The 21432-nt window shown below is 49.7% G+C and carries 22 protein-coding genes; 3 read left to right on the forward strand and 19 right to left on the reverse strand.

Going from position 1 to position 21432, the window contains the following annotated elements:
- Positions 1-2: 2 nt before the first annotated feature.
- From EV209_RS03100 to EV209_RS03170, 16 genes are all read right to left on the reverse strand, one after another.
- Entirely contained in the window at positions 3-770 is a 768-nt protein-coding gene (locus EV209_RS03100; protein WP_130432944.1) for a hypothetical protein, read from the reverse strand.
- Positions 771-782: 12 nt separating this feature from the next.
- The gene (locus EV209_RS03105; protein ID WP_130432946.1) at positions 783-2657 is read right to left on the reverse strand and encodes an AAA family ATPase; all 1875 of its coding nucleotides are present in this window, start codon (positions 2655-2657) and stop codon (positions 783-785) included.
- Positions 2650-3264, reverse strand: coding sequence for a 4Fe-4S single cluster domain-containing protein (locus EV209_RS03110; protein WP_130432948.1), 615 nt, complete (start codon positions 3262-3264; stop codon positions 2650-2652). Before EV209_RS03110 ends, EV209_RS03105 begins: the two co-directional genes overlap by 8 nt.
- Positions 3255-3872 (reverse strand): FHA domain-containing protein, encoded by a 618-nt coding sequence (locus EV209_RS03115; protein WP_130432950.1) that lies wholly within the window; start codon positions 3870-3872, stop codon positions 3255-3257. Before EV209_RS03115 ends, EV209_RS03110 begins: the two co-directional genes overlap by 10 nt.
- A gap of 2 nt (positions 3873-3874) precedes the next feature.
- A complete protein-coding gene (locus EV209_RS03120) occupies positions 3875-5155 on the reverse strand; it encodes a hypothetical protein (protein WP_130432952.1) in 1281 nt (426 codons plus the stop codon).
- A gap of 10 nt (positions 5156-5165) precedes the next feature.
- On the reverse strand, positions 5166-6839 hold the full coding sequence (locus EV209_RS03125) for a serine/threonine-protein kinase (protein WP_130432954.1): 1674 nt from the start codon (positions 6837-6839) through the stop codon (positions 5166-5168).
- A gap of 41 nt (positions 6840-6880) precedes the next feature.
- Positions 6881-7387 (reverse strand): GNAT family N-acetyltransferase, encoded by a 507-nt coding sequence (locus tag EV209_RS03130; protein WP_243647476.1) that lies wholly within the window; start codon positions 7385-7387, stop codon positions 6881-6883.
- Between the two features lie 129 nt (positions 7388-7516).
- Complete coding sequence (locus EV209_RS03135) at positions 7517-7939, reverse strand: stage V sporulation protein AB (protein WP_243647477.1); 423 nt, start codon at positions 7937-7939, stop codon at positions 7517-7519.
- Entirely contained in the window at positions 7936-8568 is a 633-nt protein-coding gene (locus EV209_RS03140) for a stage V sporulation protein AA (RefSeq protein ID WP_130432956.1), read from the reverse strand. The genes EV209_RS03135 and EV209_RS03140 overlap by 4 nt, the downstream gene beginning before the upstream one ends.
- Positions 8565-8897, reverse strand: a complete 333-nt coding sequence (locus EV209_RS03145; protein WP_130432958.1) for a hypothetical protein — start codon at positions 8895-8897, stop codon at positions 8565-8567. Before EV209_RS03145 ends, EV209_RS03140 begins: the two co-directional genes overlap by 4 nt.
- A 55-nt stretch (positions 8898-8952) precedes the next feature.
- Entirely contained in the window at positions 8953-9675 is a 723-nt protein-coding gene (locus EV209_RS03150) for a SigF/SigG family RNA polymerase sporulation sigma factor (protein ID WP_130432960.1), read from the reverse strand.
- A gap of 19 nt (positions 9676-9694) precedes the next feature.
- Entirely contained in the window at positions 9695-10141 is a 447-nt protein-coding gene (spoIIAB, locus tag EV209_RS03155) for an anti-sigma F factor (protein ID WP_408608996.1), read from the reverse strand.
- Between the two features lie 16 nt (positions 10142-10157).
- The gene (locus EV209_RS03160; RefSeq protein ID WP_130432964.1) at positions 10158-10472 is read right to left on the reverse strand and encodes an STAS domain-containing protein; all 315 of its coding nucleotides are present in this window, start codon (positions 10470-10472) and stop codon (positions 10158-10160) included.
- Between the two features lie 120 nt (positions 10473-10592).
- Positions 10593-11993, reverse strand: coding sequence for a tetratricopeptide repeat protein (locus EV209_RS03165; RefSeq protein ID WP_130432966.1), 1401 nt, complete (start codon positions 11991-11993; stop codon positions 10593-10595).
- The gene (locus EV209_RS16220) at positions 11993-12136 is read right to left on the reverse strand and encodes a hypothetical protein (RefSeq protein ID WP_165388795.1); all 144 of its coding nucleotides are present in this window, start codon (positions 12134-12136) and stop codon (positions 11993-11995) included. Before EV209_RS16220 ends, EV209_RS03165 begins: the two co-directional genes overlap by 1 nt.
- 78 nt (positions 12137-12214) lie before the next feature.
- Positions 12215-13144 carry an ATP-grasp domain-containing protein gene (locus EV209_RS03170; protein ID WP_130432968.1) on the reverse strand — a complete coding sequence of 310 codons (930 nt, stop codon included), beginning with the start codon at positions 13142-13144 and terminating at the stop codon, positions 12215-12217.
- Positions 13145-13319: 175 nt separating this feature from the next.
- Here EV209_RS03170 and EV209_RS03175 point away from each other — a divergent pair, with 175 nt between their 5' ends.
- Both EV209_RS03175 and EV209_RS03180 read left to right on the forward strand, forming a co-directional pair.
- The gene (locus EV209_RS03175; protein ID WP_130432970.1) at positions 13320-14492 is read left to right on the forward strand and encodes a class I SAM-dependent methyltransferase; all 1173 of its coding nucleotides are present in this window, start codon (positions 13320-13322) and stop codon (positions 14490-14492) included.
- Positions 14489-16582, forward strand: a complete 2094-nt coding sequence (locus tag EV209_RS03180) for a voltage-gated chloride channel family protein (RefSeq protein ID WP_130432972.1) — start codon at positions 14489-14491, stop codon at positions 16580-16582. Before EV209_RS03175 ends, EV209_RS03180 begins: the two co-directional genes overlap by 4 nt.
- A 306-nt stretch (positions 16583-16888) precedes the next feature.
- On the opposite strand, the gene EV209_RS03185 is transcribed toward EV209_RS03180, so the two are convergent.
- From EV209_RS03185 to EV209_RS03195, 3 genes are all read right to left on the reverse strand, one after another.
- Entirely contained in the window at positions 16889-17674 is a 786-nt protein-coding gene (locus EV209_RS03185; protein WP_130432973.1) for a hypothetical protein, read from the reverse strand.
- The gene (locus EV209_RS03190; protein WP_130432975.1) at positions 17671-18228 is read right to left on the reverse strand and encodes an RNA polymerase sigma factor; all 558 of its coding nucleotides are present in this window, start codon (positions 18226-18228) and stop codon (positions 17671-17673) included. Before EV209_RS03190 ends, EV209_RS03185 begins: the two co-directional genes overlap by 4 nt.
- Positions 18229-18340: 112 nt before the next feature.
- Positions 18341-20857 carry a beta-mannosidase gene (locus tag EV209_RS03195; RefSeq protein WP_130432977.1) on the reverse strand — a complete coding sequence of 839 codons (2517 nt, stop codon included), beginning with the start codon at positions 20855-20857 and terminating at the stop codon, positions 18341-18343.
- Positions 20858-21015: 158 nt separating this feature from the next.
- On the opposite strand from EV209_RS03195, the gene EV209_RS03200 reads away from it, so the two are divergent.
- Positions 21016-21387 carry a helix-turn-helix domain-containing protein gene (locus EV209_RS03200; RefSeq protein ID WP_130432979.1) on the forward strand — a complete coding sequence of 124 codons (372 nt, stop codon included), beginning with the start codon at positions 21016-21018 and terminating at the stop codon, positions 21385-21387.
- Positions 21388-21432 lie beyond the last annotated feature (45 nt).

The raw sequence follows: 21432 nt of genomic DNA on the forward strand, positions 1-21432 counted from the left end.
TACTAAAACTCGCTATTGTAGTTTTTCAACGTTTTTTTAATAAACAATAAATTATGATAAGAAATTCTTAAATTGATTAGTTCTTCAATCTCATTCTTGATTTCGTTTCGTCTTTCCACTACACTCTTAACGATATCTGATAATGCCTGATTATCATAAATAGTCACCTCAGCTTTTGGAGATATTTCCCTGACTTTTTGAATCACATTTGCATTTTTTGCATTTTGCACCACAACATATGCATCTCTCAGCTCATCACCGTCAATTAATCGAAATAAATCAACAACTTTTTCTGCCAGCCAATCTGACCGATTATTCCCCCCAATAATTTGTAACATCCAGTCAACTGCAACGATCTGATTGTCCAATACCATTTTTAATGTATCAACTGCGACATTGAATTTTCTGTTCAGTACTTTTTGTAAGTACCAGGAAATTGCATAGCCTATCAATAAGTACGGAATTTGACTTATTAAAGCAGTAAAAGCTAACGTTGACCATCCGTCATCTCCTTTCATATATGATGGAATATCTATGTTTCCATATACTATCAGCTGCACAATGCCAACTCCCCCTATAACGAGCAGCACCGGCATAATTTTTGATTCTTCGCGAAACCTATTAACGAAAACCACGATACACACAATAATGCCGCAGGCAGTTGTCACAATCCACGGGGTTATTGTCTCTGCTTCCAATAAAAAATTTATATGATTTACCGTCCCCAATCCTCCTAAAAACAGCAGCAGCAAAAGAAATATTACAGCCATCCCGATCCCCCTTTACTTTTCAACCGTACATTCCAGTGAATACGGCATACTCACTGCATCAATCGACTCAATGGTAATGCTGCAGTCAGAAAACAGTTCATGATCAAACATATATCTGGAAAGCGGGTTGATCAGCAGGCTCTCTACGATATTTCCTATCCCGCGGCCCCCGTTGTCCAGGTTGTTGATCGCCTTGTCCCGAAGAGTCTCCCTGGCAGGGGCAGAAATTTGCAGCGCAATATTTTTGTCTGTTTTCAGGCGGCTGACAATCTTATTGATTTGCGACAGCAAAATTTCATCCGCAGCCTCTTCCCTGATAAAATCAAACACGACTATGTTTTCACCTATTCTATTCAGGATCTCCGGCCTTCCCAGCTGCAGCTTGAAGTAATCCTCTATGCCTCTTCGAACCTTTTCCTGCACCTGATCGTAGGACATATCTGAGGTAACGCTCTGGTATCTTTCCCCCCTGTCATTTACCCGGTATATCCCCAGGTTGCTTGTAAAAATAATGATGGATTCAGAAAAATAAACAGTGTTCCCCTGTCCGTCTGTCATCCTCCCGTCTTCAAGGATTTGAAGGAATTTATCCAATATGGACGGGTGCGCTTTCTCTATTTCATCGAACAGAAGAATGGAAAAGGGATTGTTTCTCACTGCATTTGTCAGCTGGCCTCCCGCTTCGTATCCCACATATCCGGGAGGCGCTCCCAGCAGCTTCTGGTCGCTGTGAGACTGCCCATACTCGCTCATATCAAAACGGATGCAGCAGCTCTCGTCGCCAAACAGCTTCTCTGCTAAGGTCTTCGCAGTTTCCGTTTTGCCTGTTCCGGTGGGACCAGCAAAAAACAGGACGCCCTTAGGCTTGCTGTGCGACGAAGACTGCAGGCCTGCCATACCTGTGATCGCTCTTTTGATTACATCCAGCGTTTTTGTGAGCGCGCACTCCTGCCCTTTCACTCTCTTGTGGAAATCTTCATATGCGTGCTTCATCTCGGAATAATCCAGCGTATTCCAGGGATTCTCTTTGATGCCGAATTTATACAGATCGATCACGTCGCACATATTTTTTATAGAAATTCGCTGGTTTTTACAGAGCCTCCGGAGACCGTTGAGTTCTGTAAAGGTAAACCCCTCCGTTAACGCTACAAATCTGTCCTGGATCTTTTCTAATTCTTCGGGACATTCCACATAATGAGGAAACTCCTCATCATAGATGTCTCCCGCAAAAAAGCTTGGGAAATTATCTCCTTTTACCAGCTTTTCCCGTTCTTCCTTGGCCGGAGTCCTCAGCATGACTGTTTTCACATTCGGATTATCTAAATAAAACCATGCCGGAACGTCATTGACTTTGTTGACAAGAATCACTACAAGATTTTTCAGGATTCCCCGCTCGGTCCTGACGTCCCTGCCTTCCAGCGAAGACTGCAGCAGAATTGTAAAGCTGTCTATTTCCGACTGCTCCATATTGGTGGGATCCGCAATATACCGGGAAGCAAAATCCAGCACCGCCACGGTGGCTTCTTCCGCCTGTGTAACCGCGGTTTGAATCATAACCGCAGCAGTATTATTTTTCCCCTTAAATTCTGCCTTCAGAGCGCCGCCGTCAGCCCTGCCGCCCACCAACCCTGCAAATTTCTGCAGATAGCCGTCTTCGCAGTGGTTGTAAAATCCCCGGATACTGTCGTAAAAAACAATGTTCTGATAGCCCTGATCTTTAAAGTAATAATGCAGATATTCCGCAAGACGAACAATACTGCCCTTCTCAATACTGCCCTCCACCGGATACTGGTAACGGTCCAAAACGTTCCCCTCCAGTAGGATCACGGGCTTTATTCTGCAGAATATATCCAATTCCCGATGCCATTTCGGAATGTACTCATCCATTCTGCATTTCCTCCAATCCTTTTTCTTTTGCTTTCTGTTTCAGTTTTTTTTCATAACCGGGCAGATGGATTCCCACTGAAACAATTCCGTCCGGCATTGCAAAATTCTGGATTCTGCCGGGGCCCTGCTCCAGATACGCAGCATACCGCTCCCTATAGCTCTCATCCAAAAATATGATTTTCTGATTATCCGATCCCCTTAATGCCGTGCCATGATTCAGCTCTTCTATATATTTTCCATCGACAATCACAGAGATATACTGTAACAGATTGCTGTGCCTCTGTCTGATCTGCTCAAACTCATATCCGGTATAGACCAATATGTCTCTGGTTTTCACAGAGAGGTATGCCAGCAATTCTTCTAAGTCTCCGGCCTGGAAAAACGGGTCCCCTCCGGTCAGAGTAACCCCGTCCACCTCATAGTTCTCAAATATCGGATCAACCATTTTCTTCAGGTTCTCCAGCGTAACCCGCTGCTGTTCCCGCTGCTCCCATAATTCCGGATTGCTGCAGCCGGCGCATTTGTGACCGCACCCTGACATCCAGATGCCGATCCGGTTTCCCGGCCCCAGGACTTTTACCGGAAACAGCAATCTTGCTATATACATGAACCGGTCCTCACTTGAAAATATGCGGCGGCCTCCTGTCTCCGCCCATTTTGTATGTTTCCCCCCAACCCTACTTCGTCGCCTTCATGCACTTCGCAATCTCCTTCAGGAATTTTTTGATTATTGACAAAGGTATAGTTTGTCTGGCTGAGGTTTTTCACAAACAAATGGCCGTTCTCCGCCCACAGCTCGGCATGTCTCCTGCTGACATATGGTTTCGAAGACAAGTATTCCTGCATCCCGGCTTCGCGCCCCACGACCGCCCGCTCAGTCACTTCGTACACGTATTCTCCCTCCAGGGCGGCAAGAACATAGCGCGTCTGCTTTTCCGCGCCTGCTCCTTCCGTTTCCGGAATTACATCAGATATGTCTTCTCCGCAATTCACACATTTCCTGGCGCTCACCGGATTGTGGGTCCCGCAGTCGCAGATCCGCACCATTTCAGGCATTGGCTCTGCCCCACCCGCTGTTTCCTTCTCTCTGTTTTTTTGTTCTGTTTCACTGTCAACTACGCTTATATTTGACAAATCCGTCTCACATTCTACGCATTCCAGCATTTTAGGCGGATTATGTTTGCCGCAGTACGGACACACTTTATACTTTTCCATGCTCAACCTTCTCTATGTAAGTAATTTGCTGATACAGCTTTCTTCCTGGATTTTTCTTTGCTGTACGTCTCCAGCGGACGTTTCAAATCATACTCCGTCGTATTGATAACCTGCGCGTATTCGGCGGAAGGCGGTAAAGCGGAGATTCTTTTCGTTACAATTCCCTTTTTCGCCAGTTTCCTTTCCAGTTCCGCATAATCACAGCAGAAAGCTCTCATATCATCGGCAAGTTCCACAGCTTCACTCTCCGCAGGCATTCGATCATCTGTGTCCAAAGCCCCCAATTCCATGGAAATCTGTCCGGAATCAGAAAATGTGACGTTTACGCCTACCCCATCCTCCAGATGATACAGGCCGTTCCGAAATTTTTTCCCGTTTTTCTTCACCACCAGGCGCTCTCCCACAAGTTCATAACCCAATTCCAGCATCGCTTCATCGATGGCTTCGCTGATATAGATCTGCGCTTTCTGATCCATTTCCTGTTCCTCTAAACGCGCAATTTCCTGTTCAAGCCTTTTAATTGTGTTTGCAGAAAAATGGAATATCATTGCCGGCTCTCCAACCTCCTCTGTCAGATAATGGTACCGGCTCAATAGTTCCTCATATTCAGCCCAGTGGTCCCTGTAGTATTCACATTCTTCCACAAAGGGATATACCTGCATGGAGCAGAAATTTTCCAGGAATTCCAGGCTGGTTATCCCGGCGGCTCTTTTCTTTAACGAATCAAATTTGTCCTGCATTTCCTGCGATAAATCAATCTCTTCAATCTTCTTTAGCGCATCGTTAATCTTTTTCTCACAGGCGTTATCTTTGAACTTTCTGTCTGAACCGAGCCCGGAGAAAGATGTTTCAAAGCCTCCGGCAATTTCTTCCGTCAGTTCCTGTTTCAGCTCGCTGCCCAGATACCTGACCGTTTCGCGGCACTGCAGCAGCACGCTCCAGATCTGCTTCCCGGTCTTTTCCAGCTTTTCATTTTCCGTTATCAGCTGTTCTAAGGGCACATCGTCCAGGTTACGCTTTCCCGATTCCAGCATCCGCTTCAGGCTTTCTCCCTGCTCCTTAAAATCGGCTGCTTCCGCTCCGCCTTTACCCGATTCGGCGCGCAGGCCTTCTAATTTTGCCAGCAGCCGGTCTAATTCAGACAGGTTTCTCTGGTTTTTTCCGTACAGAGAACGATACCGGTCCTGGGCCGCTTTTGTCGCCCTCCTGATTCTCAGCTGCTCCTCCATCTGTCTTCTTCGCTCTTTTTCCAGATCATATCTGGATGTCTTCGGTCCGCTCATATATCCCCCTTTATGCTCTCCACTGCTCCAGCTCTTCCTTTTTTCCCAACGCCAGCAGCCAGCCCTCAAACTGAGGGTCCAGTCTGCCCTTTATGTCAATTAATTCATGGCAGAACTTCTCAAAATCCTCATAGGATTTTTCCAGCGCAGCTTTTAAAGAATACATCAGCTCTTTAATACTGCTAAACTCCGTCCCCCTTATTCGGAATGCTTTCCTGCCGGAAAGCATATATGCCAGAAGATAGTAGTTCAGTGATTTCTGCCGGGAATCGTCTGCAAATGCACGGTGGCTGGATTCCAGCGCCTTTAAAGCGGAAACTTTCTGTGTGTCTTCATCACTCATGCAGAGAACATACTGAGACAGGACGCCTTTTTCCAGCAGCTCGTCCACAAAACTGTTCATGGACGGATCTTTTTTCCACAATGTCTCTAAAAACTCATTTCCCAGCTCCGCAACATCTTTATACTGCTTTCCTTTCCACAGGAATGTTATCATGGCGGGGTCAATTTTATACAACGTTTTAAAGAAGATGATATCCTCATCCCCACCGTCTGCTTCCGCTTCGGCATCCAAACAAAATCCAGCTGTTTCCGCGTCAAATCCTTTAAAATAGGCGGATAACAGGCCGCGAAAAAGCTGCTTCTTGCCCTCCTCCCAGTGATCCGTCAATGCTTTAAGCAATTTTTTCTTATCCGTATACGTCTCGCCCAGGAATTTATAGGGCCTGATATCGCCGTTCATAACTGCCTCCCCTGTCATTTCGCCAGGAACAGGCTGTTTGATGCCGACGCACCATTTAAGTATCTCTTCATACCCCCAGCGCCTGTTAGGGTTCAATTTGTTTTTTCTGTTCGTGATATCAGGATATGTCAATGCGCTGATCAGCACTTTCAGTTCATCGTCCATCTCCGCCGGCAACGGCAGTTTTTGCACGGATACGAATTGCTCTATTTCATCCGGGGTCATACGGGCATACGGCGTATGGCCGCAGTATAATTCATACAGCGTGACTCCCAGGGAATAATAATCTGACTCGCCGAGAAAAAGATTTTTAAATGTTTCGGGCGCAGAATACTCCGGCGTCATCCCCGTTCTTGTAACGACAACTGTATTCCCGTCCTCCCTTATGGAGCTGATGCCAAAATCAATAATCACCACATCCCGCCCATTGTCCGCCAGCATAATGTTGGATGGTTTCAGATCCTTATGGATGATGCCGTTCTCATGCAGCACTCTGAGTCCTTCATTCAGCGCGGGGATCACTCCGGTTTTCAGCTGTTCATAGGTAAAAGTTCTGCCCTGCAGGCTTCCGTTTTTATAATATGGAATAATTTCATAGGGAAAGCTCTTGATCTCTCCTGTTGCATAGACCTTCGCTACATAGGGAGAATCTATGGCTTTTAATTTCTCTGTCACCTCTTCTTTAATAGCAACTTTTCTTCTGTATACTTTTGCCACATACTGGTCAGTGCCGTCCGAGCAAATATAGAGATCGGCTTCTCCTGTGGATATGTTCAGTCTGGTTTGGACAGTATACTTTCCTTCTATCACTTCCCCCAGCATCTGAACTCCCTGTCCGCCTGCCTGCAGGTTCAAAACAGTGCTGTCAGAAAATTCAGCTGCAGCCTGCGAATTTAAAACCGTAGCATTTAAATCCCGGTTTAACTGTGTGTGATCGCTCATTTCTCTTCCCCCTTCTGCGGTTTCCGGTTTTTGCGGCAGCCTCACGGCTTCCTTGTATAATAAACGCAATGTCTTTTTATCCCACGATAAACAATATCCTCTTCCCTGTCAATCTTTTCCATCCCACATTTCTGCATTACCCGTATGCTCGCCGCGTTTTCGATAAATGCGCCTGCTGTAACAGCTGAAAATCCGCTATGAAGCAATTCCTCTATAACCGCCTGCAGCATCTCCGTAGCATATCCTTTGTTATGATATTCCGGATGAATGACATAGCCAAGTTCAATTACTCCATTATTTATCTCTACGTCATTTACAAACCCAATCAAAACACGGTTCGAGTAAATTCCACGGTGGAAATGTTCATCACATAAGGAACGGTTCATAAGCGCTTCTACCATATGCAGCAATTCTTCCCTTGTCAGAAAATCCGGAATCATAAACGTTTTCTTGATTTCATCATTCGTTAATAACTCGGCCAAATCATTCTGATCTGCTTCCTCATAAGGTTTCATGACCAATCTGGCAGTTTTCATTATCTTATTCATCTCATTCCTCATCAATCTTTTTGATATATACAAATAATCTTATTTGTTTTATGCGGACTTGTCAACGCGATAAACAATTTTGCACAAAAAAAGAACGTCCGCCGAAGCGAAACGTCCCTCATGATCAGATTAAAACGAGCTGTTAAAAAATATGATCGATCCAATGCACTTTCCGATTGCAAAAGCGAGCACCACATATTGTATGCCGACACGCAGTCTGCTCCTTTTCACCATCACAGGAATCACGTTTACAGTCTCTGCCAGAGACATGACCAGGCAGCCCACAAAAACGCCGCTGCACAGTCCGTAAAGAATTTCTCCCGGGACTCCCAGGCCCAGCGGCACATGATAGATATCCGCCAAATTTCCCAGAATGCCGCCCAGGCAGATGGCAGTCTCATAAGTATGGATTCTGGCCCCTGTCCTGCTGCGCCCTGCAAGCCTGGGAATAATTCCGATCACAGTGATCAGGGCAAACACTCCTGCGGCCGTAACCATACCTCCGGCGAGACCGAACAATCCTAAAAGAGCCTGTACGCCTAATTCCTTCAAGCGCCGTCAACTCCTTTCTGTTCTTTTCCCCGATTGCTGTTTTCAATCACAGCCGTATTCACATCCTGCTCATACAGCCGCATCTGCACTTCCAGAGGCGTGGGATCTTCCATGACTTTTTTCCTTCTGAAATGGTTATAGAAGACCAGAATGCCTGCTGCCAGGCCTATAGAATAAGTGAGTTCCAGAATCGTAAAGCCCTCCTGCTCCACTCCGGTCAGCATTTTATAGACCTCCTGAAACATCGGCCGTATGCTCACATCACTATTAAAGGTCATGATCGCGAAGGCCGCGCCGAAGAATACTACAAGACAGATTACAGCGGTTTTAATGAATTCCCAAAGGGCATCCGGCTTTTTCCCTCTGTGGTAGTGCACCACAAAATCAGGTGTTCCCAGATTCGTTACCTCCACATTGGGGTCAGCAGTCTGCAATGCCTGAATCACCTCCACTGCCGAAAACACGCGAAAGCTCTCTTTCCCGGAAGGCATTTTCCCCAGCTTGCAGGCCATGGCCTTGCTGAGCACAGCCTTGTCCCGGCACCAGAGGGTGGCGATCTTTCCCAGATAAATCTCTTCGTTGGTCACCTCTACGTTCTGGTCCACACTGAAATAAAGTGTCTCTTTCATAGCTCTTCCATTCTCCGCAAATGCTCTTTTACCACATGTTTCGTTTTATCGTAGGCCTCTTCCGCATCCTCTGCTTTCTCCCTGACAGCTTCAGCCACGTCTTCTTTCAGGTCTTCACCCATTTCTCCCGCTTCTTTACAGAAGCTGGCAGTATCTTTTTTCATATTTCTCATATGGTCTTTTGCGTTATCTACCAGTGTGCAGTCCGCGAAGCTGCTCTTTTTGCCGCTGCAGATATAGCAGAGAATCCCGGCCCCAAGCAGACCGACGATGACAAGCCCGGCCCACATTTTCCACCGGCACCCGCATTTGCATTTACATTCTTCCATTTGCAATTTCCTCCTTGTCCGTTATCTACCATCAGTCTGGACAGAAACTGCAAAATTATCCCTGTAAAAATTGTTTTCGCATTTTTTGAAGTATTTTCTTTTCCCGCCTGGAAACCTGCACCTGGCTGATTCCAAGCCTCTTCGCCACTTCTGTCTGCGTTTTTTCGCCGAAGTAGCGCATTCTGATGATCGCCGCGTCCTCCGGCGGCAGTTCTTCCAACAGCTGCTTGAGCACCATGGAATCCAGCAGCTGTTCCCGCTCTCTTCCGCTGTCTTCCAGCTTGTCCACCAGGTAGATTTCTTTTCCGTCTCCCTGGTAAACTGTTTTATAAATAGAATCTATTTCAATATTGGCTTCCATAGCCATGGCCAGATCTTCCACTGTAATCCCGGTTTCCGCGGCGATCTCTTCCAGAGTCGCGTCCCGGCCCAGCTGCTGTTTCAGATGTTCGGAAGCCTGGGCGGCTTTCCAGCCGTTCTCTTTCAGGGTGCGGGAGACTTTAATCATTCCGTCGTCCCTGATAAAACGCTTGATTTCTCCTGTTATTTTCGGAATGGCATAGGTGGAAAAGCGCACCTCGAACGAAGTGTCAAATCCATCGATGGCCTTCATCAGACCGATGCTCCCGATCTGGAATAAATCTTCCGGCTCGTAACCGCGCCCCAGAAACCGGCGCACTACGCTCCAGATCAGACCCATATTTTCTTCCACCAGCTGGTCCCTGGCCTGTTTATCCCCTGCGTGCGCTGTCTGTATCAACTCCATTGTGTGATCCATTCCTGCACCTTCCTATCGCTCATTGTCCCAGCTTCTTTTTCATAGTTACCACGGTCCCCTCTCCCGGCACTGAGTCTACCTGCACTTCATCCATAAAAGCTTCCATAAAAGAAAATCCCATCCCGGAGCGCCCTGCTTCCGGCTTTCCGGTATACAAAGGCTCCATGGCTTTTTTTACATCCGATATTCCAACCCCGGAATCCCTGACCTGTACGGTCAGCAGGCTGCCCTCTACTTCCGCCTGAATCCATATTTTCCCTTCCCCGCCGCCATAAGCATGGATCACGCAGTTTGTCACAGCTTCCGATACGGCTGTTTTCACATCGTCAACTTCTTCCACTGTAGGGTCCATCCTGGCCATAAAGGCAGCCACGGCAACGCGGGCAAAAGCCTCATTGCAGGAAAGGCTCTCTATCTCCAGCCTCATGGTTTCCTTTTTTCCTCTTGTTTCCTCCATCTGACTCATCCTTTCCCCTTTCCGCCTATTTCGTCAGGCTCTCCATAATCTGATATATTCCGGATATGTTTAAAATCCTTTTAATCCTGTTATCCTCTCCAAAAACAGCAACATTTCCTCCCAGCTGCTTCATCCTTTTATACCTGCCCAGCAGCACGCCTATTCCCGAACTGTCCATAAAGCTGGTATTAGTAAAATCAAAAATCATATACCTTATCCCCCCTCCCTGGAGATATTTTTCCGTTTCTTCCTGTATCCGGCCGCTGCTGTGGTCGTCCACCTCGCCCGGGAGATGGACCACCAGCCTGTCGTCCACAACCTCATAGATCGCATGTTTCATCCTTTTCAAACTCCTTTCCAATCATTTTCAGACACAGCCCGCCAACGGATTCCTCCGTCTGCGCATAAAAAGGCATACTGCTTCCTTGTGCAGTATGCCTTATCATTCGTAGTAGTTCCATCAGGGAAGAAGATTTCTCTGAGCTTCAGCCTGTCCGGCCCATTCTGTATCCCCATATTCCTCGATGACTTTTGTATAGTATTCTCTGGCCTCCTCCGCCTGCCCCAGACGGTGATAAATATTTCCGGCCCAGAACATGGCTTCCGGAGTTTCAGGCCGGATCACAAGAGCAGCTTCATAATCTGCCAGCGATCTGCGCAGCTCTTCTTCTCCTTCTGCTTCCCGGGCTTCCGCCGCTTCTGCCATCAGCCTGTCAAACAGGCCTCCTTCATAATCATTTTTGATGTTCTGAACCATTTCCTGATACTTCGCCTGATCCGCAGCTTCCCCATTCAAACTGGGATACAGCTCCACCACTTTCGCCAGATTGCCGGTCCTGTAAGCTTCCATAATATCCAGAAGCACACCGTAGGCATTCAGGATTCCCGCGCCGTCCTCAGTATTTGCATTCAGGGCGTCCTGCAGATCCTTTTTCTCTTTTTCCAGGGAAGCGATCTGCCGCTCCAGCGCCGCCGCGTTCTGATCCCGGGAGGATATCTTTTCTTCATAGCCCCTGAGCTGCTCCTGGTAGCCTGACCGCTCCGCCCTCCTGACGCCCGGAACCACAAGGAAAAACACCAGCAGGACTCCCAGTATCACTCCTGACAGCACGTAGGCAGCCGTCATAAAGTATGTGGCAACCCCCCGCACATGTACCGGAATAATATTCTGGTCCCCGTTCAGCTCTTCTTTAAGTGCTTCCGGTTCTCCATGAGAAACCCTTCGCTGTTTCCGCCTGCCCTGTTCTGCTATGCCCGCCCGGGCTTCCTTCAGATAACGCAGGGTCACTGTATTGCCCCTGTCGATCTCCAGGCACTTTTCCAGCACCTCCGACGCAAGACTGAAACGTTCCCTGCGCATATAGAGCAGAGCCAGGAGCTGGTATGCCCGGATCAGCCGGGGATTCACGATGATGATCCGCTTCAGCTGGATCACCGCCAGATCCTCACTGTCTTCCTGGATATATCTCAGCGCCATATTATATTTGCGGATCGTCTGATTCATGCTGTCCAGGTCCAGACGGTTCTCCTGAATATCTTTGATGTAGGTTCCGGCAATATTATGGCGCAGCTTCAGGTTTTTGCTGATCATCCACTCCCTCAGCGCAGGTACTGCTTCCCCCATCTCATAGTAGACCAGGCCCAGCAGGTTGTGCGCCTCAACATGCCGCTTATTCAGGTCCAGACAGGTTCTGAGCGCCGCAGCCGCGCCGGTCAGATCCCTCACTCTGGCCTTTTCCAGCCCACGGTTGTAATAGGCGTTGGAGGTGCGGATAATCTTCCGGTACAGCCGAACATCCGCTCCGCACCGGCCGCAGGTATCCTCTTCCCCCAGCTTGCATCCACAGTGATAGCACTTCATTAATTCCGGCTCCTTACTTCCTCCAGCAGTTCCACCATGATGTCCGTAACATCCGTCAGATCTTCATCCTTGATGGAATCTTCCGCTTCGTCAATTTCCAGGCTGGGAGTAAATTTTGCCAGTTCCTCTTCAAAATTAATCATCAGACAGCCTCCTTACGCCCTCTTATCATACCGATTTTCATCAGAAAAATCAACCCATTTTCCAAATATCAGGAAAAATTAAGAAAGCATTTTCAAAACCGCCCTCCTGTAAATCTCCTTTGCCTTCCTGTATAACTCCTGAGAAGAGGACGCCAGGTTTTCCATCATCACCCCTGGATTGATCTCCAAAACCTGCAGGCCTTCTGAACACCGGATCACATCCACAGATGCGAACCGCAGGCCGAACAGCCGCGCCGCCCTGAGAGCCAGCGCCACCGCAGGGCCGGTGACAGCCGGGTCTTCCTCTACCACGGCCCTGGCCCCCTGGCCCAGATTATGTTTCCAGTTAAGGTAATGTCTCTGCCCATCCGGAAGGATTTTTTCCAGTTTTCCCGCAGGTATGGACGCCTGGGCTCCGCCTCCCATCAGATGTCCGGCGTAGAGCTGCCTCAGGGTGCTGCGCCCGTCGCCCGTCACAAAATCTCTCAGTTTATGAAAAACCAGCTGGATCTCTCCGTCCAGCAGAATCACACGATATTCCTTTTCAATCTCCACATAAGGTGAAATTGCCAGAGACTGGCAGGTCCTGAAAATTTCCTGCGCCGCCTGTTCCAGGCAGTCCACAGAGCGCACCCGGTAAACCAGTTCCCCTCCGGTGCCCTGATTGTCCTTCACTACCACATCCCCATACATACGGAATACGGAAAGCATCTCTTCCCAGTTTCCCTCTTTATCAATATATTTCAGTTTTTCCGGAGTCATAAAACAATGATGGGGCACATGGGGGATTCCGTGGGCTTTCATCACTTCGCTGGCAGCGCTTTTATCCGCGCAGATCTGCTGCGCCACCGCCAGGTTCAGGCCGAACTGATAGCCAAGAATATATCCTTCTTTATCTCCCCGTTCCAACCGGAATACCCAGTCCCCCCCGAAGGATTCCAGCGAAATATTCTCCTCCCTGCATATTTCACGGATCATTTTCACATAACAGGATGTACTGTTGCTCATTTACGCTCTGATCCTCCTTAATGTCTCCATTCTTCCGCTCCCCGGCGGATATCAGATAAAAGAATACCACAAAACAGGCAGAAAAGCCACCCCAATCTGTTGTGAAATCAAACTGAATGTGATAAACTGCTAATATCTAAATTTTTATTCATTTTTGCATCACAGGAGGTCCTTTATGGAAGAATTGCATGCGCTGCTGACGCAGTGCCTGAACGACCGTCTGAAATCACTGATTCTCAGCAGCCCCCGGGACGAGGTTTTTTTGAAAGCCCGCCTGCGCCCCCTGCTGAAACGGGATTCTCTCTGTTTCCAGGCCGAGGAATTCCGGGGGAAACAAGTATTTCATAAAAATCTCAGTCAGGACGAAGCCTGCGCTTATATTGAACAGTGTCTGACCGTCCATTTCCGTCAGGCTCAGATTCAAGCTGCGGATATGCAGGCTTCTGTATTGGTAAGCAAAAAAGGGAAAATAACAGTGAAATCCAGAAAAATTAATACTGCTTCCCTCTCCCCCTCCCCTCTTTCACATAACCGTGTCAGAAACTACCTGCTTCCGGAAGGAACGCCGGTGGATTTTCTGGTGGAACTGGGGGTCATGACCCCGGAAGGAAATGTAGTCCATGCCCGTTACGATAAATTCCGGCAGATCAACCGTTTTCTGGAATTTATCCGTGACGTGCTTCCTGAGCTGCCTGAAAACAGAGAATTGACAATCATAGATTTTGGCTGCGGAAAATCTTATCTGACTTTTGCCGCCTACTATTATCTCTCCCGGCTGAAAGGGCTCCCTGTCCGCATTATCGGCCTGGATCTTAAAGAGGACGTGATCCGCCGCTGCAATGAGCTGGCCCTGCGCTGTGGGTATGACGGTCTTACTTTCATCTGCGGCGACATCGCTTCCTATACCGGCATCAGTCAGGTAGACCTGGTGATGACCCTGCACGCCTGCGATACCGCCACAGATTACGCCCTGGCAAAAGCTGTTTCCTGGGGAGCCAGAGTGATCCTCTCCGTTCCCTGTTGCCAGCACGAACTGAACAGTCAGATTTCCTGCGGCCTTCTGGAGCCTCTGCTTGGATACGGCCTGATCCGGGAACGGTCGGCCGCCCTGTTTACTGACGCAATCCGGGCCCGTCTGTTAGAACGCGCAGGGTACCGTGCACAGATCCTGGAATTTATTGATATGGAACATACCCCTAAAAACATCCTGATCCGCGCCGTATATACAGGCAGGAAGAGCGCTCCGGAGGAGGACGGCCTGGACGCTGTTCTGAATTTCCTCCACGCGAAGCCAATGCTGAAAATTCTGCTGGACAAAGCCTCTGTGAAAAAGGAGACCGGAAAATGAAGCAGTTATACACTCAATGGAAAAACTGGAGGGCCGGGCTGGCCGGCCTGAAACACATCGCCTCTACGGCAGGCATATTCCTGCTTCTGGCTCTTGTATTGGAGCTGACACTGTTTAATTACAAATTTTATATGACCATGTTTCAAGACCCGCTTCCTGTCACAGAGCTGAAAGCCAGCAAAAATATGGAACTGCGGGAGGACGGCAGTTATCTTGTCTCCGGTGCAAATCAGGCCTATGTGGAAATCACAGGGCTGGACCGCCATGTATCCACTCTGTACCTCAATGTGTACCGGGAAAATAAACGAGGGGCAGATCAGCTGATCACGTCGGTAACACTTTATGTAACGGACGCGGCCAACAGCCAGTATATGAAACTCCCCTCCCGCAATATCCTTCCTTTTGTCAAACACAGCCAATATATGACGCTGCACCTGGCAGGCGATACGGATAAAATAAAAATACTTTTTGACGCGGACGAAAATGACCGGATCTATATCAATGGGCTCACTGTCAATCCAGTTATTCCCATGCAGATATCTCCGCTGCGTATTTCCCTGCTGGCGCTGATTCTTACCGTCCTGTTCTATCTCCGTCCAAAAGCGGGATATTTCCGCATTCCTTACCGGAAAAACAGCCGCCGCCAGCAGTCTGTCACCTCAGCGGCCATGTCCATACAGATTCTGCTCTTTGCGGCTGTGATCTGCATCAACCCATGGTTTCTGGACCCCAGTTCCCGCCACCACAAGCAATACCATGAACTGGCAGTGGCCATCAGCGAAGGGCATGTCTACTTGGACCAGGAACCGCCGGAGTCTCTGATCAATATGGAAAATCCCTATGACAGCGCTCAGCGGGAGATTGTGATGGATGAGTCAGACAGCAGTTATCTTTTTGATCATGCCTATTATGACGGAAAGTACTATGTGTACTTCGGGGTCCTGCCAGTTCTGATCTTTTATCTCCCCTGGTATCTCATCACAGGAAGTGCTTTTCCCACTTTCCTGGGGGTGCTCATCACCGGAATTATTTTTATATTTGCGGTTTACCGGCTGATGGCCCTGCTGATACAGAGGTTCGACTCCAAAAAAATCCCCTATCCCGTATTTCTTCTGCTCACCACACTGTTCATCAACAGCTGCGGCGTGCTGGCTATCATACGGCGGCCGGATTTTTATTCCCTGCCTATTATCATGGGAGTAACCCTTTCCATCCTTGGCCTGAACTGCTGGCTGTCTTCCATCCGGCCGGACAGGATCCTCAAAGGAAAAATTTTTCTGGGCTGCCTTTTCATGGCTCTGGTAGCAGCCTGCAGGCCGCAGATCTGTCTGGGTTCTCTGCTGATTTTTCCGATTTTCTGGGACGCTGTTTTCAGAAAGCGGCTGCTGTTCTCGAAAAAGGGACTGGCGCCCACGCTGCTGGCTGCCCTGCCCTATGTGCTGGTGGCCTGCGGCCTGATGTACTACAACTTTATCCGTTTTGGCTCCCCTCTGGATTTCGGGGCTAATTACAACCTGACCACCAATGACATGACCAACCGGGGAATTGTGGCTGCCAGGCTGCCGATCGGGCTGTTCACCTATCTGTTCCAGCCGCCGGTCATAACCTCCCAGTTCCCCTTCATCAATAAAGTAACCCTGCAGACAGCCTACCTGGGCCGCACCATCTCAGAGGGAACTTTCGGCGGGTTCTTTGCTGTCAACCTAATTTCTCTGTCCGGACTTTTTCTGTTCCGCATCCGGAAATGGTTCTCCGACCGCAGGCTCTGGACTGCCGGCGTCTGCGCCATGCTCCTGGCTGTCCTGATCATCTGCATTGATACGGAGGGCGCGGGAATCCTGCTGCGCTATTACAGTGATTTCGGGTGGCTGATCATGCTGGCTTCCGTGCTGGCGGTGCTGGCTGCTTCGGTATACCTGGCCGGCAGGCCCTGCGCCTCCAGAGGGCTGTGGCTCTATCTGGCAGCCGCCTTTGTCGCCGGAATGGCCTTCCATCTGCTCCTGGTGTTCACAGACGGCGCTATGAAGCTGCAGGATCTGAACCCTGAATTGTTTTATTATTTTTATTACCATCTCCAATTTTGGCAGTGAACCTCAAAAACAGGGTGCGGGCGGACAAGCCGCCTGCACCCTGTTTTATTTGTCACATAGGAAACTGCGTTCCCTATGTAACAAAACCCTACGGGGGGATGCGCACTTCGCGCCGAGGAAATATGGCCGCTAAAGCGACCGCGCTTCGGCGCGGGAGTCCGGCGAGCCGGACTCTTTATTCTTGCATAGGAAACTGCGTTCCCTATGTAACAAAACCCTCCGGGGGATCGCACTGCGGCGTGAGGAATCACGTCGCTAAAGCGACACGCCGCAGGCGGAGAATCCCGCCAGCGGGATTCTTTTTCATTAACCCTCTGCCAGCTGCCGCGCAATCAGCGCTTCCACATCCTCCAGCCCCGAGGAGCTTTCCAGGGAAGGGTATGCCCAGTCCGCATAGATCAGCTTTCCTTCCTTCTCTAAAAAGGCATACCGCTCACCGTCGAGAAAACCATATTCCGCAAGGTCACTCAACTGCAGCGCGCCGTCTCCTTCTTTCCAGACATCCGTTTCGTCATAACGCACAGGCATAAATATTCCCTCTGTCCCCTCTTCCATCTGGGAAACTGTTTTCGTATCCTCGATCCACAGCGCCAGCCCTGCCGGGCAGGGAAGCAGCACTTTCACAGTCTGTCCCGGCGTGCAGGAACCTCTGTATACTTTATCCACCTGAATTTCCGCAACTGCTCTGTACTGCAGCTCTTCCAATGTTTCTTCCCCAAATTCCACCCTGATATTCTTCAGGCTGGTCACTTTCCCGCGGAATATATCCGTATTCTCCCCATGAAACAGCTCTTCCTCCGTAAACCAGGGCAGGTCTGCCATGGCTGTATTCCCAGACTCCGGCTCCGCGTAATATGCCGCCACATTGTGCGAATTAGGAAGATCCAGACTGTTCCCATTCTCCCCGGCGCCCAGGGCACGGAAAGCCAGCCAGCCTCCTGCTGCCAGCAGAGCGCAGGCCGCAGCCCCGATCAAAGCCTTTCCCATTATTTTTTTCTTCCTGCTTCCTTTCAGAATGCGATAAGTTTCTGCTTCCTGTATCATGCTGTCCTCCACTTCACCCATAATTGAAAACAACTGACGTCCTGTCATATGGCAACGCCCTCCTTTTCCAGATATTTTTTCAGGCTTTTCCTGAGACGGAAAAGAACAGATTTTACACGCTCCTCACTGCTGTCGAAGCGCTCCGCCAATTCTGCAATGGAATCCCCGTACCAATAGCGTCTCAGGAACATGCATCTCTTTTCTGCAGTTTGTTCTGACAGGAAACTGCTGATCCACCGGGCAGTCTGATTTGCGTCAGCCTCCTCTTCCGGCGTCATTCCTGAGGGAATACATTCCTCCAGCTCAGACAGCAGGACCAATGTTCCGTGTTCCCGCTTCTTGGCCCGCTTCTTGTCATAGCAGTCCAACGCAATATTTCTTGTGATCCGGCCTAAAAAAGCAGGCAGACAATCCGGCTTCGCAGGGGGGATTTTCTTCCAGGCTGCCAGATAAACGTCATCCACACATTCTTCCGCATCCTGCCTGTCCTTCAGAATCCTCAGCGCAATCCCGCTGCAAAATTTTCCATATTTCAGATCTGTTTCTTGTATTGCCTGTTCTGTGCGCGCCCAGAACAGGCGGATAATTTCCTGATCCTCCATTTCATAACCTCCCTTCCTGTTTAAGGCCTTTGTCTGTTATGTAGGAAAAATCATTCCGGCGTTGTTGAAAAAGAATCCCGCAAGCGGGATTCTTTTTCAACAACTGATGTTTTTATCTGATATCGTAAACACTTCGGATCTCAAGCCCCTCCGGTTCTCCGGCCAATATCCGGATTCTCCTCTCTCCGGGGTCCATATCAAAAAAGTTATCCTCTAATATAAGGTTATCCGATCTGTTCCTGACCTCCACGCTCTTAGCGTATGCGTCTGCGCGCACCACCAGTTCCCGGCCCTGTACATGCACAGTCAGTCCCGGATCCTCCCAGCAGAAGAACTTGGGCACTGTAAATATCACGCTTCCCGAACTGATCCATTCCCCATTTTCATACAGCTGAAAGCTCACATAGTTCCTCCGTTCATCTGCGTCCGGGCAATCAACGGCCTCTGTCCAGGCCGCAGAAAGAGGGGCCGCAGAAATAAACAGTTTGTCTTCCCGCAGAATCTCTCCCCCCGCGCTGCGCAGCTGCCACCGGACCTCCGCCTCCCGGGCTTCTCTGGTCTCATTGGATACATTAAAGCGCACAGACTTGCGCAGATGTTTTTCCGGCTGATTGATCTCCCAATCCTGAGTCAGCACGCTCTCTTCCTCGCAGGACAGCAGCAGTGGGGCAAAGAAACGTTTGGCATAATAGTGCAGAGCCTTCCACCGCCCTTCATAGTCGATTGAGGACCAGGATGCCACCGGCCAGCAGTCATTGAGCTGCCAGAATACCGCTCCCATGCACCTGCCGCGGTTTCTCCTGAAATGCTCCACGCCATATTTCATCGCCTCAGCCTGAAGAAGCTGGGACGCATAGACCAGCGCGCCCATGCTCCCGGGATACAAAAAAGTCTGATAGAGATAAGTCAGAATCTTGCCGTTCCCGCCCACGCACCGCTGATGTTTTTCCATCACATAGGAGAACGGGTTCCGGTCCTCCGGCAGCGTAAAGCTCTCAATGGTTTTTTCACTGGGAAAGGATTCAAAACCAAATTCGCTGGCATAGCGGAAAAAATGTTTTCTATATTCTGTAAAAGGTTTATTGCCGTGCCAAACCTCCCAGTAATGCACATCTCCCCTGTCCGGATCATTGGGAAAGTCCAGGCTGCCCCCGGAAGAAGGGCTGGCCGGCCAGTAAAAAGTCTCCCCGTCTTCCTCTTCCGCGATTCTGGGGAAAATATATTCATACATCTTAAAATAATCCGCGAAATGTTTTGGACGGGCGACCCACTGCCCTTCCGCCACAAACTGTTCCATCTCATTGTTTCCGCAGTACAGCGCCAGGCAGGCATGGTGGCGGACGCGGCGGATATTATCCCTCAGCTCCGCCTGAATATTCCGGTCAAATTCCTCATCCAGATGATAAGTTGCGCAGGCAAACATAAAATCCAGCCAGACCATCAGCCCCAGCTCATCGCACAGGTCGAAGAAGTCGTCGGAAGGGTACCAGCCCCCGCCCCAGACCCGCACACAATTAAAATGAGCGTCCCGGCACGCCGTCAGCAACTTTCTGGTCCTCTCTCTGTTCATCCTCCCGTAAATGCAGTCCTCCGGTATGTAATCCGCTCCCATTGCAAACACCGTCAGTCCGTTGACCTCATGGGCAAAGCACTCGCCCCATTCATCTTTCCTCCGCCGCACCGTCATTGTGCGCAGCCCAATCTTCTTTTCCTGAACTTCCAGCACCTGCTCTCCCTGTAGCAAACTCACCCGTACCCTGTAAAGAGGCTGGCCGCCCAGACCATTTGGCCACCAGAGCCGCGGCTCTTTCACAGCAGTCCCCGCGGACAGGATTTCTCCTGGATATTCCTGGCATGTTAACGGATTCCCTTCCGGGTCAAACAGCTCAAGTTTCCAGGAAAACGGCTTTTCCTCAACAAAAAAGGCGCTGCTCTGCCGCACAATTTCAGGATGTACCCGCAGGATCACACTCCCCTCCCCATGCTGCTGGCGGACGCGGACCTGCCCCAGCCGGACGCCTTCCAGACCATACAGGCAGATATCACCCCGGATTCCCGCGTCCGGCAGATGAGGCCCCCAGTCCCACCCGAACATACAGTGGGCCTTGCGGATATGAGGGAATCCGTTCATCGCGTCTGCCGTTCCCAGCACCTCCACCTGTTCCTGCTTTTCCCGGATATAGCTTACCGGCGACTGGATGCAGATCTGAATCTGGTTTATTCCCGGATGAAGCAGACCCGTGAGGTCGAATTCATAGACGCGGTGCATATTTTCCCCTTTTCCTGTCAGGATACCATTGCAGTATACCCAGGCGATGGTATCCAGGCAGGCGCAGTGCAGCAGAATCTGCGGGCACTCTTCCAGATCCGCAGGAAGGACGAACTCCTTTTCAAATATGAAATCAAAATCCATCCATTTCAGCGCGCCCTCCTCTTCGTCCCGCCAGTAGGGATCTTTCATCTCTCCGGCCTTCAGCAGCGCGTCGTAAACCCCGCCCGGGACCTGGGCAGGAATGCACCGGACAGGCGCCTTGTCTCTCCAGATTCCCGCGCCCATCTCTTTTCCGGCAAACGTTCCCGGCGGCATAATCTTCAGCATCCATTTTTCATGCAGTTTATGTATCTTCATTTTTCCTCCCCGGCGCCTTTCGGCCATTTTTTTCATTATACCTCTCCGGAAGGAAAAGTAAAGCACAGGAGCGGATGTTTATATATATTTTTCTTTACATTCTGTCTTTATGCGAGTATACTGAAAATACACGATGACAGCACACAAAGGAGGGCTTTATGGGAATTGGGTTTCGAATCAGGGAAGCGCGGGAAGCTCTGGGGTACCGGCAGCATGAACTGGCTAAGCTGATAGGCGTCACTGCCTCTGCGGTCACAAATTATGAGCAGGATTACAGCTTTCCGAAAGAAGAAATTTTATATCGATTAATTGATACGCTGCAGGTGGATGCCAATTATCTGTTTCAGGACTGTCTCCAGCGCCCTGCCTCCGAGTGGGATCTGTCTATTGAAGAGCAGGCGCTGATCCGGAAATACCGGGCTCTGGATGACCGCCGCCGCAATGGCGCCGGTCAGCTGTTTGATCTGCTGCTGGACACGTCTCAAGCTGCCGATCTGCCCCGGCGCGCAAAACGGACCAGGCAGCCCTGATCCGTTTCCTATGCTATAAAACCCTCCGGGGGATGCGCACTGCGG

Origin of the sequence: Cuneatibacter caecimuris, from assembly GCF_004216775.1 — a bacterium.
GTDB classification, from domain to species: domain Bacteria; phylum Bacillota; class Clostridia; order Lachnospirales; family Lachnospiraceae; genus Cuneatibacter; species Cuneatibacter caecimuris.

Bases quoted from the DNA above. Each gene is read 5' to 3' on its own strand.
- EV209_RS03100 (WP_130432944.1), bottom strand. From the start codon at position 770: ATGGCTGTAATATTTCTTTTGCTGCTGCTGTTTTTAGGAGGATTGGGG.
- EV209_RS03105 (WP_130432946.1), bottom strand. From the start codon at position 2,657: ATGGATGAGTACATTCCGAAATGGCATCGGGAATTGGATATATTCTGC.
- EV209_RS03110 (WP_130432948.1), bottom strand. From the start codon at position 3,264: ATGTATATAGCAAGATTGCTGTTTCCGGTAAAAGTCCTGGGGCCGGGA.
- EV209_RS03115 (WP_130432950.1), bottom strand. From the start codon at position 3,872: ATGGAAAAGTATAAAGTGTGTCCGTACTGCGGCAAACATAATCCGCCT.
- EV209_RS03120 (WP_130432952.1), bottom strand. From the start codon at position 5,155: ATGAGCGGACCGAAGACATCCAGATATGATCTGGAAAAAGAGCGAAGA.
- EV209_RS03125 (WP_130432954.1), bottom strand. From the start codon at position 6,839: ATGAGCGATCACACACAGTTAAACCGGGATTTAAATGCTACGGTTTTA.
- EV209_RS03130 (WP_243647476.1), bottom strand. From the start codon at position 7,387: ATGAATAAGATAATGAAAACTGCCAGATTGGTCATGAAACCTTATGAG.
- EV209_RS03140 (WP_130432956.1), bottom strand. From the start codon at position 8,568: ATGAAAGAGACACTTTATTTCAGTGTGGACCAGAACGTAGAGGTGACC.
- EV209_RS03145 (WP_130432958.1), bottom strand. From the start codon at position 8,897: ATGGAAGAATGTAAATGCAAATGCGGGTGCCGGTGGAAAATGTGGGCC.
- EV209_RS03150 (WP_130432960.1), bottom strand. From the start codon at position 9,675: ATGGATCACACAATGGAGTTGATACAGACAGCGCACGCAGGGGATAAA.
- spoIIAB (WP_408608996.1), bottom strand. From the start codon at position 10,141: ATGAGTCAGATGGAGGAAACAAGAGGAAAAAAGGAAACCATGAGGCTG.
- EV209_RS03160 (WP_130432964.1), bottom strand. From the start codon at position 10,472: ATGAAACATGCGATCTATGAGGTTGTGGACGACAGGCTGGTGGTCCAT.
- EV209_RS03165 (WP_130432966.1), bottom strand. From the start codon at position 11,993: ATGAAGTGCTATCACTGTGGATGCAAGCTGGGGGAAGAGGATACCTGC.
- EV209_RS16220 (WP_165388795.1), bottom strand. From the start codon at position 12,136: ATGATTAATTTTGAAGAGGAACTGGCAAAATTTACTCCCAGCCTGGAA.
- EV209_RS03170 (WP_130432968.1), bottom strand. From the start codon at position 13,144: ATGAGCAACAGTACATCCTGTTATGTGAAAATGATCCGTGAAATATGC.
- EV209_RS03175 (WP_130432970.1), top strand. From the start codon at position 13,320: ATGGAAGAATTGCATGCGCTGCTGACGCAGTGCCTGAACGACCGTCTG.
- EV209_RS03180 (WP_130432972.1), top strand. From the start codon at position 14,489: ATGAAGCAGTTATACACTCAATGGAAAAACTGGAGGGCCGGGCTGGCC.
- EV209_RS03185 (WP_130432973.1), bottom strand. From the start codon at position 17,674: ATGACAGGACGTCAGTTGTTTTCAATTATGGGTGAAGTGGAGGACAGC.
- EV209_RS03190 (WP_130432975.1), bottom strand. From the start codon at position 18,228: ATGGAGGATCAGGAAATTATCCGCCTGTTCTGGGCGCGCACAGAACAG.
- EV209_RS03195 (WP_130432977.1), bottom strand. From the start codon at position 20,857: ATGAAGATACATAAACTGCATGAAAAATGGATGCTGAAGATTATGCCG.
- EV209_RS03200 (WP_130432979.1), top strand. From the start codon at position 21,016: ATGGGAATTGGGTTTCGAATCAGGGAAGCGCGGGAAGCTCTGGGGTAC.